Annotated in this window: 13 protein-coding genes, 1 tRNA gene and 2 rRNA genes (1 of these 16 running past the window's edge); 2 read left to right on the top strand and 14 right to left on the bottom strand. The window is 46.5% G+C overall.

Translation table 11 applies throughout. The features are described from left to right. Positions 1-49: 49 nt before the first annotated feature. Both rluF and GCU48_RS11285 read right to left on the bottom strand, forming a co-directional pair. Positions 50-751: a 23S rRNA pseudouridine(2604) synthase RluF gene (rluF, locus tag GCU48_RS11290; protein ID WP_025720947.1), complete on the bottom strand. Its 702-nt coding sequence runs from the start codon at positions 749-751 to the stop codon at positions 50-52. Positions 752-802: 51 nt separating this feature from the next. Further along, positions 803-3,079, bottom strand: a complete 2,277-nt coding sequence (locus GCU48_RS11285) for a PAS domain S-box protein (protein ID WP_152380062.1) — start codon at positions 3,077-3,079, stop codon at positions 803-805. Positions 3,080-3,407: 328 nt separating this feature from the next. Between GCU48_RS11285 and tadA the strand changes: the two genes are divergently transcribed. Continuing rightward, positions 3,408-3,908, top strand: coding sequence for a tRNA adenosine(34) deaminase TadA (gene tadA, locus GCU48_RS11280; RefSeq protein WP_025720943.1), 501 nt, complete (start codon positions 3,408-3,410; stop codon positions 3,906-3,908). Between the two features lie 79 nt (positions 3,909-3,987). Then, entirely contained in the window at positions 3,988-4,551 is a 564-nt protein-coding gene (locus GCU48_RS11275; protein ID WP_152380061.1) for a GNAT family N-acetyltransferase, read from the top strand. Between the two features lie 110 nt (positions 4,552-4,661). Here GCU48_RS11275 and GCU48_RS11270 read toward each other — a convergent pair whose 3' ends face one another. From GCU48_RS11270 to GCU48_RS11220, 12 genes are all read right to left on the bottom strand, one after another. Beyond that, positions 4,662-5,738: a hypothetical protein gene (locus tag GCU48_RS11270; RefSeq protein WP_152380060.1), complete on the bottom strand. Its 1,077-nt coding sequence runs from the start codon at positions 5,736-5,738 to the stop codon at positions 4,662-4,664. A gap of 198 nt (positions 5,739-5,936) precedes the next feature. Continuing rightward, complete coding sequence (locus GCU48_RS11265) at positions 5,937-6,092, bottom strand: small acid-soluble spore protein P (RefSeq protein ID WP_025720938.1); 156 nt, start codon at positions 6,090-6,092, stop codon at positions 5,937-5,939. A 71-nt stretch (positions 6,093-6,163) separates the two neighbouring features. After that, positions 6,164-6,334, bottom strand: a complete 171-nt coding sequence (locus GCU48_RS26885) for a hypothetical protein (RefSeq protein WP_007428073.1) — start codon at positions 6,332-6,334, stop codon at positions 6,164-6,166. A 28-nt stretch (positions 6,335-6,362) separates the two neighbouring features. Continuing rightward, on the bottom strand, positions 6,363-6,704 hold the full coding sequence (locus GCU48_RS11260; RefSeq protein ID WP_025720936.1) for a hypothetical protein: 342 nt from the start codon (positions 6,702-6,704) through the stop codon (positions 6,363-6,365). Between the two features lie 144 nt (positions 6,705-6,848). Continuing rightward, a tRNA-Ser gene (locus GCU48_RS11255) sits at positions 6,849-6,937 on the bottom strand. An 89-nt stretch (positions 6,938-7,026) separates the two neighbouring features. Further along, positions 7,027-8,310: a serine--tRNA ligase gene (gene serS, locus GCU48_RS11250; protein ID WP_152380059.1), complete on the bottom strand. Its 1,284-nt coding sequence runs from the start codon at positions 8,308-8,310 to the stop codon at positions 7,027-7,029. 38 nt (positions 8,311-8,348) lie between these two features. Beyond that, a complete protein-coding gene (gene pdxT / locus GCU48_RS11245; RefSeq protein ID WP_025720931.1) occupies positions 8,349-8,915 on the bottom strand; it encodes a pyridoxal 5'-phosphate synthase glutaminase subunit PdxT in 567 nt (188 codons plus the stop codon). A 17-nt stretch (positions 8,916-8,932) separates the two neighbouring features. Then, a complete protein-coding gene (pdxS, locus tag GCU48_RS11240; protein ID WP_025720930.1) occupies positions 8,933-9,814 on the bottom strand; it encodes a pyridoxal 5'-phosphate synthase lyase subunit PdxS in 882 nt (293 codons plus the stop codon). Positions 9,815-9,946: 132 nt separating this feature from the next. Beyond that, positions 9,947-11,335 (bottom strand): D-alanyl-D-alanine carboxypeptidase family protein, encoded by a 1,389-nt coding sequence (locus GCU48_RS11235; RefSeq protein ID WP_152380058.1) that lies wholly within the window; start codon positions 11,333-11,335, stop codon positions 9,947-9,949. Between the two features lie 390 nt (positions 11,336-11,725). Beyond that, positions 11,726-13,183 (bottom strand): IMP dehydrogenase, encoded by a 1,458-nt coding sequence (gene guaB / locus GCU48_RS11230; RefSeq protein ID WP_025720926.1) that lies wholly within the window; start codon positions 13,181-13,183, stop codon positions 11,726-11,728. A 345-nt stretch (positions 13,184-13,528) separates the two neighbouring features. Further along, a 5S ribosomal RNA gene (gene rrf, locus GCU48_RS11225) occupies positions 13,529-13,645 on the bottom strand. A 104-nt stretch (positions 13,646-13,749) separates the two neighbouring features. Further along, positions 13,750-16,138: ribosomal RNA gene (locus GCU48_RS11220) — 23S ribosomal RNA — on the bottom strand; it runs 539 nt beyond the window's last position.

The raw sequence follows: 16,138 nt of genomic DNA, 5'->3' as shown, positions 1-16,138 counted from the left end.
TGTCCTATACGACGATCATGATCTGTAGGCCATGAGAAGCCCCTCTGGCTTAGCTAAGCGTATAATCGAGCATCTGGCCAAGCTCCTGCTTTTCAGCCTCTGTGAGGTCACGCCAGGCGCCTTTCTGGAGCGATCCCAACCGAATATTCATAATCCGCAGGCGCTGCAGCTTTTGGACTTCATAGCCGAAAGCCGCACACATCCGCCGAATTTGACGATTTTTCCCTTCCGTCAGAATAATACGGAATACATGCTCTGATACACGCGTCACCTCACAGGGCAGTGTCCGCTGGCCGAGTATTTTCACACCACTGGACATCCCCTGCACAAAAGATAATGTGACGGGACGATCCACCGTAACGATATATTCCTTCTCATGCTTGCCCTCTGCCCGTAAAATCCTATTCACAATGTCTCCATCATTGGTAAGTAAAATGAGACCTTCTGAATCCTTATCCAGACGTCCGATTGGGAATATCCGCTGCGGGTGCCCCACAAAATCAACAATATTGCCTCTAATATGACTTTCTGTTGTGCTGGTTATTCCCACCGGCTTGTTCAGTGCAATATATACATGATTGGACTTCTCGCGCAGTGGCTTGCCGTTCACGCGAACATCATCGCCTTCCTCCGCTTGACTGCCCAGCACTGCAACTTCACCGTTAATCGTCACGCGGCCGCTCTCTACCAGCTTGTCCGCCTCACGACGCGAGCAAAAGCCGGTTTCGCTGATAAACTTGTTAATGCGCAACCTGTGTACCCTCCATTTCTACTATCACGTTTCCTCCTGCGTCCTGTATCGTTACTCAGACTTGGCAATCGGAAGCTGTACAAGGGCTGTCGTTCCCTCGCCCTCTGTGCTTTCAATATCCAGTGTGCCTTTATGACTCTGTATAATACGCTGACTGACCATAAGTCCGAGTCCTGTACCTGTTTCTTTGTTGGTGAAAAAAGGCTCGCCCAGCTTGGACAGCATTTCTGCGGGAATCCCTGTCCCCTGATCCCGTATGAAGATTTTAACGTTTTCTCCCTCCAAGAACAAACGAATCGTGATCATACCGCCTTTACTCATAGCTTCCATACTATTTTTAAGTAAATTAATGAATACCTGTTTTAACTGATTTTCTTCAGCGTATACAAGAGCAGGCTTCTCTGTGACCTGAAGGTTAAACACAATACCCAGCAGATGCGCCTGACTATCAAGCAACGAAATGACATCACTCACAATATATCGAACATCTTTTTTCTGAAAATGTACGGCCTGTGGCTTCGCCAATATTAAAAACTCGCCAACGATCAAATTAATACGATCCAGTTCAGACATCATAATATCGTTGTGCTTCAAATTTAGCACTTGATTTTGCTGCTGCAGCTGGAGAAAACCACGCAGCGTGGTCAGCGGATTACGAATCTCGTGCGCCACGCCTGCCGCCAGTTGTCCTACTGTCGTCAGTTTCTCAGATCTGCGCAGCAGTTCCTCCATCCGGTTGCGCCCTGTAATATCACGCGAAACGCTGATAAATCCCAAAATTTCGCCTCCCTCATCCATAATGGGCGACGTGCTCATACTAATCTCTACTGTACTTCCATCCTTGCGCATTCTAAGGGTCTCAATGGACACGACGCTTTCACCCTGAAGGAGGCTTTCTTTCTGCAATTCATACTCCTCCTGTTGCTGTGGAGGTACAAATTCCAGCTTACGTCCAACCAATTCCTTCTTGGTCCAGCCGTATAAAGCTTCAAAAGCATGATTAACCCGAACGACACGATCGTCCTGATCGGTCACAAGAATCGCATCCGCTGTCTGATTAATAATCGATTCCAGATGCTCCTTTACAGAACGATTCTCCTCATACATCTGTTCGAGTCTCCGTGTATACATACCCAGGTTGTAGGCCATCGCGTTGATCCGCTCACCCAGCCGTGCAAGCTCATGACCACCCTTAATCTCTAGCCGTGTATCAAATTGTCCATCGGCCATCTCGTTCACCTTCTCCAGAATGGACTGAATGGGACGGATGAACAGACTGGCTAGCACGTAGCTGCCAATAATGACAACCTCCAAGAGGACAATGGAAATGGCAATTAAACTAATCAATTGTTTAGAAATAACAGAGGTGATCGTATCATAATTCATAACAATACGGATAACATAGGCTTCACGGTTAGCTGGATAAAAAGGTATGTAACTGACGAGAACCCGCTGGCCTTTAATATAACAATCTTGTACAATACTCTCCCCTGAGAGAATAGCTCTGGACACAGCCAAACGATCCTCCTGCACTCTAGTGAGTTGATACGTGCCGAATTGGATCGGTTTATTGTACATATAGTAGTATTTCCAATCGTTCCCGTTCTTGTCCATCGTAGCACCACCAAAGGTTGCAGGGTTAATTCCTGTAATCTCCATAATGCGATAATCCACTTGCTGAGTCTGCTTTACGATCTCATCAGGGCTTAGGATGGATTCGAAATCTTGCACTGAAGTATCCTGAAAGGAAATTCGAATTAAGTAGTTACGTTTTTGGTCATAATAAAATCCCCATTTATTAATATGTGAGGCGTCTAAACCTGTGTAGTCAAACGATCCGGTCCAAAAATGGTCCAAGTTCTGTCCTTGCGCCATTCTAGCCTGTCCATGCTCATACAATTGGTCGACTGCATTTTTCCAATGCCCATTCAATGGATCGGAAGACGTTAATTCTTTGGGATTGGAGGATTTGACAACCCTATACCCCTCCCCATCGCGAATCATCAAGGAAATGTTAATATCCCTATGGAGTGTGGCCATCTGTTGAAGCTGTTTCTGCTGAATTTTTTGGATGTCAGGATCTAGTTGATTGGCAGCCAACGTGGCAGAAAGCCACAGATTGTATCCGAGCTGTTTGTCAACCGCCTCCCAGCTATGCCGAGTTTGTTCGATGGCTCCTCCGATGATTTTAGCCGTCAGAACCATTTTAGTTTCACTGTCACTTCTTAGATTTTCGTGGGTCGTGTAATAATTAAGTGCGATATTTAATAAAAGGATAAACAGGACTGACCCCGACAAAATAATCGTTATTCTGATTTTTATCGACACACTAAATTCTCACCTCTTGCCGTATGCTGGCGATTACTGGCAATTGCTAACTCAATGATACCGTAATAACGCCCGTGATACCAGCATTTACATTTCCCGGATATACATAAATACATACCAAGTGTATAGTATTGTCAACACAGGGGCGTTTGCCTACAATATAATCAGATAATCATCCACAAGTAATCCACAAATACACAGGTTTTATTATTAACTGTGGATATGTCTGTGGACAAGTGTGGTGTTATCCACAATTTTATTCACATCATGTTAACAACGGAATATTTGTTCGTTGGATAATTCCGCGTTTGAGAGGAGCATTTTCCCAGTGACCATTATGGATCACGCCTATTGGATGAAAGAAGCCATTCAGGAAGCGTACAAGGCAGAAGCGTTGGGTGAGGTACCCATTGGAGCTGTCATCGTAAAAGATAACGAAATCATAGGCCGTGGCTATAATTTGCGTGAGACTGACGCTGATCCGACAGCACATGCAGAGATTATTGCTATTCGTCAGGCTAGTGAACATCTGGGTGCTTGGCGTCTGCTGGATTGCAGACTGTATGTCACTTTGGAGCCGTGTCCAATGTGTGCCGGAGCCATTGTGCAGTCAAGGATTCCTCACTTGATATATGGCACTACAGATCCCAAGGCTGGCTGCGCAGGCACACTGATGAATTTATTACAGGAGCCTCGGTTCAATCATTGCACAGAGGTGACCAGTGGTGTCCTCCAAGAGGAATGCGCCTCATTGCTGACGAATTTCTTCCGAAATCTCCGACAAAAGAGAGCGGCTGCGAAGTTGTCTTCTCCTCCTCCTTCATCCTAAGGATGAAATCCGAAGCACTTACCAACCGCGATCAGTCGTTTTACATCTGATTGCGAATTCCTTTGGAAGGAGATCAGCTATGCCCATGAGCTTGTATAACACGCCTCAAGGTATCTTTTTACGGCTAATAGGCTTGAAGGACAGTGAATCCCTTCTCGCCCTTAGAATGCGAAACAGGGAGTCATGTGCGCCGTACGAGCCGCTTTACGAGGACTCATTTTTCACATTAGAGAAGCAGCAGGACTACATCCGGCAAAAGCTGCTTCAAACCGAAGAGGATCGAGGGTACATGTTCGGTATCTTTCTCTTAAAGGAAGAGCGGCTCATCGGATATATCTCCATTTCCAATCTGGTACGTGGAGCTGGACAATTTGCCGATATCGGCTACATGATAGATCAGCTTCAGGGCAGCGGTCATATGACCGCTGCCCTGAAGCTGATCATACAATATGCCTTCCGTGCGCTCTCCCTGCACCGTCTTCAGGCGGGTACTCTCTTGCATAATGTTCGCTCACAGCGCGTATTGGAAAAATGCGGCTTCCAGCCGGAAGGTATTGCCCGCAAGCTGGTACAAATTCAGGGCACTTGGCAGGATCACCAGATGTTCGCACTTCTAGCTGAGGATGACGTGTGGCAGACCTAAATGACTGTACAGGGGCTAATATAGCAGTAGACAAAAAACCGCCCGGCGTTAAGCCGAGCGGTTTCTTACATCACATGATGAATGCTGCCTTGCAAGACTGCATTCTATACTTAAGGAGCGACAGTTTGCATTTTTTGTTGCAGTTGTTCTATAGTCAACACTTGGTCGCTTGTTGGAATACCCACTTTAAATGTTGCTTTTTCATTGATTTTGCTATATTGCGTGTAGCCTGTTACAGACAATTTCACATTGTCTTTTGTAGCCGGATCATTCATCTCCACATTAGCATTCAGGTCTTGATACACAGGAATGTTATCCTTGTTCAAAGCCGTGTTAATGTCAAATTGTTTCACCGTCAAATAATTTTTTAACTCATCCAGCTTTTTCTTGAAATCGCTGGTGTTTGTTTCTACTGCAAGTTTTGCTGCGGTAAGATCTTCTTTCTTCAATTGGAACAAGCTGGTGTACTCGTCTTTTGACATAATATCAAAAACTTTAGGAATCGCTTTAGTAACAAATGTATCGACAGCTTGCTTCACATTGTCGTTCGTAATTTTGAATTGAACCACTTGTTTAGCTTCAACGCCTTGTGGCAATTTAGCATCCTTAGGATCAATATCAAAGAAATACGTAGCTTGGTCATACTCGCCCATAATCGCTGCGATCACTTCGTTCGCAAATTTTTGCGATTTTTCCTGATCCATCGTCGCAGGGTTAAATTCTTGTCCGGATTTCTTAGCCAGTTCTTGTGGATCAATAATCAGGAATTTACCCACTACATCCTGTGGAAGCGGGTAGAATGGAATATTCGGAATTTTAACATACAATTTATCTTTGGTCATAACCATTGGGATCGTGAAGCTGGTGGAAAGATCACCTTTCAAATGAATGCCCAGCGTCATTTCAGATTGCAAAGGTTCTTTTTGATACACACCATCCAGCGTAATGTCTGCATTTTTCAGCATACTGGTTATCATTGCACTTTGTTGACTTGGTAGAGTAGCGGATGAAATTGTCAGATCCTTAACGGTAAATTGACTTTTGGATTCATAAGAGTTCAACTTCATTGCATTTGCAGTACCGGTCGTAACAGCTTCCTTCGGCTCTAACTTCTTGCTACAACCTACCAGGGCTACCATCAAAAGCAACACCATAGTGAGTACCAAGACGGATAACTTTTTACTCATTGTGTAGATTCTCTCCTCTCGTAATTAACCCCTTTTATAATACTAACCAAAAAATACACACCCCCTATTTTACCGCATTTTCACAGACAACGGAACACTTATTGGAAAATTTTCTTGCAATAAGCACAAAGACACCCTGGCTCTCTAACCAGGGTGTACTTATCATGCAATATATTTTTAGGAAAAAAGTCTAACTGCTTAAGACCCTTCTCTGTTGTGGTGATCGACGTGATTTCGTTGTTTCACCTTTTTAGAACCAGACAATGGCTCTTGTTGATGATTACGCTCACGTCTTTCGTTTCCTCCACCAGAATCCTGTGCTTCGGGAACAGGAATAGCTTTAGGCTTGCTCATTTATGCATCCTCCGTTCTCAGTCTATACTCTGACACATTAGAAAATCCGTTTATTACCATTTAAAATAGGACTATAGATGGTGCAGGTCTTCCGTTTTATCGTGATTTAGTGAATCCTGATGACGGCGGTCATTACGATCCTGCTGCACTTGCTGTGCCTGATGACTATTCACTGGACGCTGCTCCAAATCATCTACAATGTTGGACAGGTTCTTATCCAAACCGTTTTTGGCTTTCGTCATGTACCTTCTCCCCCTTATTCCTTCATGATTATGAATGCGTCAATGACTGTAACGTCTGAGCACATTGGTGAATATGCCGAGTGTAATCAGACACCAGCTGTTGGATGATATCTGTGCGCTCATCCACAGTCTTCCCATCTCGTTCTACATCGACCAAGTTAACCTGCACTTCTCGGGAATCTACATAGGTGCATGCAAAGTCGAAGGAGTACATTTGTCGGCCTTCTACCTCAATGTGGATTCGTATAGTCCGGCTGTCTGCTTCATCTGCCTGCACCTGTGCTTTATCTCCTGAATTCAAAAGAATCGGCAGCTGTTCCTGCCAAGCTTCTACCAGTTTCTGCTGATCTACTGTCATTTCTCGATTCATGCCAGCACCTCCACATCTGATAACGTGTGAAAAAAGCAGGCTTTTTATACAACAAAAAAGCCATTCACCACGATTCCTGATTCATAGCGCCTAAAGGCTAATGTACCAGCTATCGTATTCAAATGGCTTGGTTATTTTAAAATATGGCGGAGAGGATGGGATTCGAACCCATGTGAGCTTGCACTCTAACGGTTTTCAAGACCGCCCCGTTATGACCGCTTCGGTACCTCTCCAGGTGGTAAATGGATCAAGTTGCTTCCTTTTAAAATTAACTCAGGCGCAACAAAATTATTTTACCACAGAATTTCTACAAATGCAATACCTACTGTTTGGGGGTAATTACCTCGACACCACGCATGTATGGACGCAGCACTTCAGGGATCACAATGCTTCCGTCTTCCTGCTGATAATTTTCCAAAATAGCAGCCACCGTGCGCCCTACAGCCAATCCTGAACCGTTCAGCGTATGTACAAATTCAGGCTTCGCTTTCGAATCTGGACGAAACCGGATGTTCGCACGACGCGCCTGGAAGTCTTCCGTGTTAGAGCATGAAGAAATTTCGCGGTACATGCCGCTCTCAGGCAACCACACTTCCAAGTCGTACGTTTTGGCAGACGTAAAGCCCATATCCCCAGTGCAAAGTGCCAGCACGCGATATGGAAGACCAAGCAGCTGTAGAACACGCTCAGCATCATTCGTCATTTTCTCCAGTTCCTCGTAAGAGGTGTCCGGGTGAACCAGCTTGAGCATCTCTACCTTATTGAACTGATGCTGGCGAATCAAACCACGCGTATCCCGTCCTGCCGATCCTGCCTCTGAGCGGAAACAAGAGCTATATGCCACATAATATTTTGGAAGCTGCTCTGCGTTCATAATCTCTTCGCGGTGATAGTTCGTTACCGGAACTTCAGCTGTAGGAATGAGATAATACTCGGTATCACGCAGTTTGAACAAATCCTCTTCAAACTTTGGAAGTTGTCCTGTTCCATACAGACTGTCGCGATTAACAATGTATGGAGGAAGCATTTCTTCATAACCATGTTCACTGCTGTGCAAATCCATCATAAAGTTAATCAATGCGCGCTCCAGTCGCGCTCCCAAACCTTTGTAGAACGTAAAGCGGGAACCCGTCACCTTAGCTGCGGCCTCGAAATCAAGAATATCCAGATTCTGTGCCAGCTCCCAATGCGCTTTGGGCGTAAAAGAAAACTCAAGCGGCTCCGACCAGCGACGGATTTCTACATTATCCTCTTCCGAGGCGCCTACAGGCACTGTGTCATTGGGGATATTCGGGATGGACATCACCAGTTCGTCGATCTGAACCTCCAGCTCGCGTACTTGATCATCCAATTCTTTAATACGATCGGAGACCTGACGCATTTCAGCAATAAGATCATCCGCATTTTCCTTGTTCTTTTTTAACTTGGCTACTTCACCGGATACGACATTCCGACGATTTTTGAGCGCTTCACTTTCCTGAAGCAGCTCACGACGGCTTACATCCAAATCTGTAAAACCATTAATCAGATCCAGCGATTTGCCCCTGTTCTGTAAAGCCTTTTCAACCCGACCAAGCTCATTACGCAAAATCTTTATATCTAACACAGGTAATCCCTCCTACACTACAAACCTGACTTGCCGCGCTATTCGCGGACCATATCCACGAAATACTGATGTAATCGGTAATCGTCTGTTAATTCCGGATGAAAGGATGAAGCCAGCAAATGCCCCTGACGGGCCGCTACGATCTCACCGTTGTACTCAGACAGCACGTCTACTCCTGTTCCAACAGACATGATTAACGGCGCGCGTATAAACACAGCACGAACCGGCTGCTCAATCCCTTTAATATTCAAGTCTGTTTCAAAGCTTTCTCGTTGGCGACCAAAGGCATTACGCGATACTGTAATATCCATCAGTCCCAAGTGTGCTTCTTCCTGCCCTTGAATTTTTTTGGCCAGCACGATCAATCCCGCACAGGTACCGAATATAGGCTTACCTTGATCGGAAAACTGACGTATAGCATCTATAAATTCATACTTGCGCATTAGCTTGCCGATGGTTGTGCTTTCACCGCCAGGAATGATAAGACCGGACAGCTCATTGAGCTGTTCGATCTTTTTCACCGTCACACCTTCAGCACCTGCACATTCAATACTACGTATATGCTCAGCCACAGCACCTTGCAGCGACAATACTCCTATTTTCATGCTGGTCCCTTCTTTCCTTACCAGCCACGATCCTGCATGCGTTCATGCGGTGCCAGCTTGGAAATTTCAATGCCCTTCATAGGAGTACCCAAATTCTTCGATACTTCTGCAATCAGCTTATAGTCCGTATAATGAGTGGTTGCTTCCACGATTGCTCTCGCGAATTTCTCAGGGCTGTCCGATTTGAAAATTCCCGAACCCACGAAGACACCATCTGCACCCAAATGCATCATCAATGCGGCATCAGCAGGCGTTGCTACGCCACCCGCTGCAAAGTTAACCACTGGCAGCTTACCGTGCTCATGCACTTCCAGCAGCAATTCGTAAGCAACGCCGAGGTTTTTCGCTTCTGCATACAGCTCGTCCTTCGACAGGTTTTGCACCTTCCGAATTTGTCCGTTGATAAAACGCATATGTCGAACAGCTTCAACAATATTCCCTGTTCCAGGCTCACCCTTTGTACGAATCATAGATGCGCCTTCGCCGATACGACGCAGTGCTTCTCCCAGATCCTTAGCTCCACAAACAAATGGAACAGTGAACTCCCGCTTATCGATATGGAAAACTTCATCCGCAGGTGTCAGTACTTCACTCTCATCGAGATAGTCGACACCGAGAGATTCCAGCACCTTTGCCTCCACAAAATGACCGATACGTGCCTTAGCCATAACAGGAATAGAAACAACCTTCATAACTTCTTCCACAATCGTCGGGTCCGCCATGCGGGCAACCCCACCAGCTGCACGAATATCAGAAGGCACCCGTTCAAGAGCCATTACCGCTGTAGCGCCTGCTGCCTCTGCAATTTTAGCTTGTTCAGCGTTCATGACATCCATAATCACGCCGCCTTTTTGCATCTCTGCCATACCTCTTTTAACACGCGAAGTTCCCGTTTCCATGTCGTTGCCTCCTGTAAGGGTTACGTTTAGATTCTAACTTAATATTTTACCGCACAAACGCCAAATACACAATCATTTCTAACTGAAAAATAGGTAATGAGGAACCAGGCACATCGTTTTTTCTCCAGCAAATTAGAAAAGGTTTTTAATGCTCTGGAACAAATTACCGAAGAAGTCGCCGATTGCCCGGAACAACATCCGGAACCAGCCGCCCTCTTCTACCGCCGTCGCCGTTACCAAATCTACAGTTTTCATCTGGCCTTTATCCGAGCCATCCGTTTTATACGTATACGTGATTGTTCCGACTTTTGCCCCTTGCTTCAACGGTGCCACAAGAGAGCTTGCTGGCGTTATTTTCGTTGTGAAGGTTACCTTAGGATTGCTCGCGCCCTTAGGTACGATGAAACTTACTGCATCCTTGGTCACTACAGGCACTTCTGTTTCTTTACCTTTGGTGACAGGCACATTCTCTATACCCTTCACTACTGTCTTTGGTGCTACAACCTGTTTCACTTCAAAATTATCAAAACCATAGTTCAGTACTTTGGCTGTCTCTGTAAAACGATGGGGTTCAGAGTCTGCTCCCATAACTACACTAATAAGCCGCATTCCGTTGCGTTCGGCTGTTCCGGTAAAGCAGTTACCCGCGTTGGTCGTATGACCAGTCTTCATTCCATCCAGACCCGGATAAGCGAACTTTCTAAAGTTGGTAATATTTTTGTTTGCTTCCAGCATCCAGTTGTAATTGACAATGGGCGCCTTGTCCGTCGGGCGGAATTTATAGGATTGAATCGTTGTAAAACGTTTGTAATCCGGATGGTCCTTAATAATGTTGCTCGCTAGTATTGCTGCATCTCTCGCCGTCATTACAGTTTCCCGATCTGTGTTCGGCTGATAGGCTTTCGGCATATCCTTGCGATCCAAACCTGTTGAATTGATAAAATACGTATTTTTCATGCCCATTTTTTGGGCTGTCTCATTCATTAATTTAACAAAGTCCTGCTCCGTTCCAGATACACGTTCGGCAAGGGCTACTGTTGCATCATTAGCAGAACCTACCGCCATGGCAATATAAAGCTCTTCTACCGTATGTTGATCACCTTGAGCCAAAAAAATACGCGATCCGATACTCTTAGCAGCGTTCTCATTGACAGTAACCTTATCGGTCCATTTGAGCTTACCCTGCTTAACCTGCTCAGCCACGATGTATTCAGTCATCATTTTAGTCATACTGGCAGGCGGGAGCGGCTCATCCGGGTTCATGGACAGCAGCACCTGCCCTGTGGAAGGCTCAATCAGAATGGCTGAACGTAGTGCCAGACTAGGCGGGTTAACAGAGCCTGTCCCCGTGATTTTAGTAGCCTCTGTTGTCGCTCCCGCGGCAAAAGTAGCCACGGTCGGATCGAAATTGCCTACAACAGGCAACGCCGACATATACATCATATTAAGCGCCATAACAGCAGTTACGCTTTTCTTAATCATGCTGCGTTTACTATTTTGTTTCTGATTGTTCGCTTTCAAATGAATACAAACTCCTCTCATACCTCAACCCGATCCGCTATGTATAACGGGACGGTGGTTATAGCCTCTATCAGGCAATGTAATTAATGTTTAGTGTCTTATCGTTCATTGGATTTCATCTTCTAAATTCGGGCTACCATGAGCATGCTCTGCTTGTATCTTAGATCCAGCATGGAGCGAAATCGACAAACGTCTGGAAATCTCGTATATTTCTCTGCTTGTATCTTAGATCCAGCATGGACTCATTCAAGGGTCTTGATGTGTCTTTGCCTTATCAATAACTCCGTAAAATGGCGGACACTTGTCTATTCTATCACAGGGGTATCTCTAAAAAAAGACAGGCAGAGCGAAATGCGCTCTGCCTGTCGTCAAGTCTATCAAAGCCGAACTTTATAAAGAGTAGTTTGGTGCTTCTTTCGTAATTTGCACATCATGCGGATGACTTTCACGTAGACCTGCGCCAGTAATACGGATAAAGCTTGTATCGTTACGAAGCTCCTCAATATTAGCTGTACCGCAATATCCCATACCGGAACGAAGACCACCCAATAGCTGATGAACAGTGTCAGATAGTGGCCCTTTATAAGCAACACGTCCTTCGATGCCTTCCGGTACCAGCTTTTTGTCGTCATCCTGGAAATACCGATCTTTACTACCCTGCTTCATCGCAGCCATTGAACCCATACCACGATATACTTTAAAGCGACGTCCTTGGTAAATTTCTGATTCACCCGGACTTTCTTCCGTCCCCGCAAAAAGACTTCCCAGCATTACCGCTGAAGCTCCTGCCGCAATGGCCTTTGTAATCTCACCAGAGTATTTAATACCACCGTCTGCAATAATCGGAATATTATATTCCCGTGCCACAGTTGCACAATCATAAATAGCTGTTACTTGTGGAACACCAATCCCTGCAATTACGCGAGTTGTACAAATAGAGCCTGGACCAATACCGACTTTTACAACCGAAGCCCCTGCTTCAATCAATTCGCGTGTTCCATCACCAGTAGCTACATTACCCGCTACAATGGTCAGATCCGGGTAAGCACTACGCAGCTTGCGAACCGCCTCAATGATGTTAATATGATGGCCGTGAGCAGAATCCACGACAATCACATCTACGCCAGCTTTTACAAGTGCTTCAGTCCGATCAAATGTATCTTTGGAAATACCGACAGCCGCACCGACCAGAAGACGCCCCTGTGCATCTTTCGCTGCGTTTGGAAACTGAATAGCCTTCTCAATATCCTTAATGGTTATCAGACCTTTGAGATAATTCTCATCATCAACCAGAGGAAGCTTTTCAATTTTATGCTTTTGCAAAATAACTTCCGCTTCCTGTAAAGTCGTGCCTACAGGTGCAGTTACCAGTTCTTCTTTGGTCATCACTTCACTAATTTTAAGATTAAAATCGTGAATAAAGCGAAGATCGCGGTTAGTAATAATACCAACCAACTTGTTTTCTTCATTTACAATAGGTACACCGGAAATCCGATATTTCCCCATAACCGCCTCAGCATCGGACACCAAATGGTTTGGATTTAATGAAAATGGATTGGTAATTACACCGCTCTCCGAGCGTTTAACCCGATCCACCTCTTCTGCTTGCTGTTCAATCGACATATTTTTATGAATAATACCGATACCGCCCTCACGAGCCATCGCGATTGCCAACACTGCCTCAGTAACAGTATCCATACCAGCACTCATCAGAGGAATATTCAACTTCACGCTATCACTTAAACGGGTCGCCACGCTTACTTCTTTAGGCAGAACCTCCGATTTACGAGGTACCAGCAAAACATCGTCAAAGGTAAGGCCTTCCTTACCGAATTTATCTTCCCACACCAAGATGATCCTCCTTCAAATGTTTAGTCTGTATTAGTCTTGTTGTCTGTCCGACATGGACAAATCAAGGCTCTCTGAAAATATATTATTGCAATCTTAGCAAAGCGGTATAGGGGTGTCAAGCCTTCATCAGTAGCTCTAACCCTTAGTATTTCCCTGTACAAACAAGTGTACTCCTACGAAGGACATCCTTTATAAATAAGTCTTTCCAAATAAATCACGATATTTAAATGAATATTTCTAACTTGGGAAAGCAGTATAGGAGTAATTCGACCCTATAGATTGTTTGACCATATACAAAAGAGGATCATGATCTCATTGAGATAATGATCCTCTTTATTTGTTGCTTGGCAACGTCCTACTCTCCCAGGACCCTGCGGTCCAAGTACCATCGGCGCTGGAGGGCTTAACGGTCGTGTTCGGGATGGGTACGTGTGGAACCCCTCCGCTATCGCCACCAAACATGAATTTACATCGTAAATTCGCCTATGTGTATGTATCTTCTACATACCTTCAAGGTGTTACACCCTGAAAACTGGATCCGAAACTTCATTGCGTTTTATCTTTAGGATAAGCCCTCGACCGATTAGTATTGGTCAGCTCCATGCATTACTGCACTTCCACCCCCAACCTATCTACCTCGTCGTCTTCAAGGGGTCTTACATACTGGGAAATCTCATCTTGAGGGGGGCTTCACGCTTAGATGCTTTCAGCGCTTATCCCTTCCGTACATAGCTACCCAGCGGTGCTCCTGGCGGAACAACTGGTACACCAGCGGTACGTCCATCCCGGTCCTCTCGTACTAAGGACAGCTCCTCTCAAATTTCCTACGCCCACGACAGATAGGGACCGAACTGTCTCACGACGTTCTGAACCCAGCTCGCGTACCGCTTTAATGGGCGAACAGCCCAACCCTTGGGACCTACTTCAGCCCCAGGATGCGATGAGCCGACATCGAGGTGCCAAACCTCCCCGTCGATGTGGACTCTTGGGGGAGATAAGCCTGTTATCCCCAGGGTAGCTTTTATCCGTTGAGCGATGGCCCTTCCATGCGGTACCACCGGATCACTAAGCCCGACTTTCGTCCCTGCTCGACTTGTAGGTCTCGCAGTCAAGCTCCCTTCTGCCTTTGCACTCTTCGAATGATTTCCAACCATTCTGAGGGAACCTTGGGGCGCCTCCGTTACTCTTTAGGAGGCGACCGCCCCAGTCAAACTGCCCACCTGACACTGTCCTCGTACCGGATCACGGTACCAAGTTAGAACCTAGATACGATCAGGGTGGTATCCCAAGGATGCCTCCCTTCAAGCTGGCGCTCAAAGTTCTACGGCTCCCACCTATCCTGTACAGATCGTACCCAAATTCAATATCAAGCTGCAGTAAAGCTCCATGGGGTCTTTCCGTCTTGTCGCGGGTAACCTGCATCTTCACAGGTATTAAAATTTCACCGGATCTCTCGTTGAGACAGCGCCCAAGTCGTTACGCCATTCGTGCGGGTCAGAATTTACCTGACAAGGAATTTCGCTACCTTAGGACCGTTATAGTTACGGCCGCCGTTTACTGGGGCTTCGGTTCATAGCTTCGCCCCGAAGGGCTTACCACTCCCCTTAACCTTCCAGCACCGGGCAGGCGTCAGCCCGTATACTTCGCCTTGCGGCTTCGCACAGACCTGTGTTTTTGCTAAACAGTCGCTTGGGCCTTTTCACTGCGGCCCCCTCGGGCTATTCACCCTACCGAGGCACCCCTTCTCCCGAAGTTACGGGGTCATTTTGCCGAGTTCCTTAACGAGAGTTCTTCCGCGCGCCTTAGAATTCTCTTCTCGCCTACCTGTGTCGGTTTGCGGTACGGGCACCTTCTCCTGGCTAGAGGCTTTTCTTGGCAGTCTGAGATCATGACCTTCGCTACTACAATTTTCGCTCCCCATCACAGCCCAGCCTTACGATGTGCGGATTTGCCTACACATCAGCCTCACTGCTTAGACGGACATCCATCAGTCCGCGTCACTACCCTACTGCGTCACCCCATCGCTCATAACGGATTACGGTGGTACAGGAATTTCCACCTGTTGTCCTTCGACTACGCCTATCGGCCTCGCCTTAGGTCCCGACTTACCCTGAGCGGACGAACCTTCCTCAGGAACCCTTAGGCTTTCGGCGGATCTGATTCTCACAGATCTTTTCGTTACTCATACCGGCATTCTCACTTGAATGCAGTCCAGCGCTCCTTCCGGTACACCTTCAACCCGCATTCAACGCTCCCCTACCCCTGATGCAAAGCATCAAGCCATAGCTTCGGTGGTGTGTTTAGCCCCGTTACATTTTCGGCGCAGAGTCACTCGACCAGTGAGCTATTACGCACTCTTTCAATGGTGGCTGCTTCTAAGCCAACATCCTGGTTGTCTGTGCAACTCCACATCCTTTCCCACTTAACACACACTTGGGGACCTTAGCTGATGGTCTGGGCTGTTTCCCTTTCGACAATGGATCTTAGCACTCACTGTCTGACTCCCGGAACTAAATCCATGGCATTCGGAGTTTGACTGAGCTTGGTAACCCTTGCGGGCCCCGCACCCAATCAGTGCTCTACCTCCACGATTCTTCTTTCCGAGGCTAGCCCTAAAGCTATTTCGGGGAGAACCAGCTATCTCCGGGTTCGATTGGAATTTCTCCGCTACCCCCACCTCATCCCCGCATTTTTCAACATGCGTGGGTTCGGGCCTCCAGTGCGTGTTACCGCACCTTCACCCTGGACAGGGGTAGATCACCCGGTTTCGGGTCTACGTCCACGTACTCATTCGCCCTATTCAGACTCGCTTTCGCTGCGGCTTCAGCTCTTCACCTTAACCTTGCACGGGAACGTAACTCGCCGGTTCATTCTACAAAAGGCACGCCATCACCCATAGATCGGGCTCTGACTTCTTGTAAGCACACGGTTTCAGGATCTATTTCACTCCCC

The sequence above is a fragment of the Paenibacillus brasilensis genome (genome assembly GCF_009363115.1).
Classification (GTDB): Bacteria; Bacillota; Bacilli; order Paenibacillales; family Paenibacillaceae; genus Paenibacillus; species Paenibacillus brasilensis.
The sequence above is the reverse complement of the archived record's forward strand: the minus strand, read 5'-3'. Positions and strand labels throughout refer to the sequence as shown.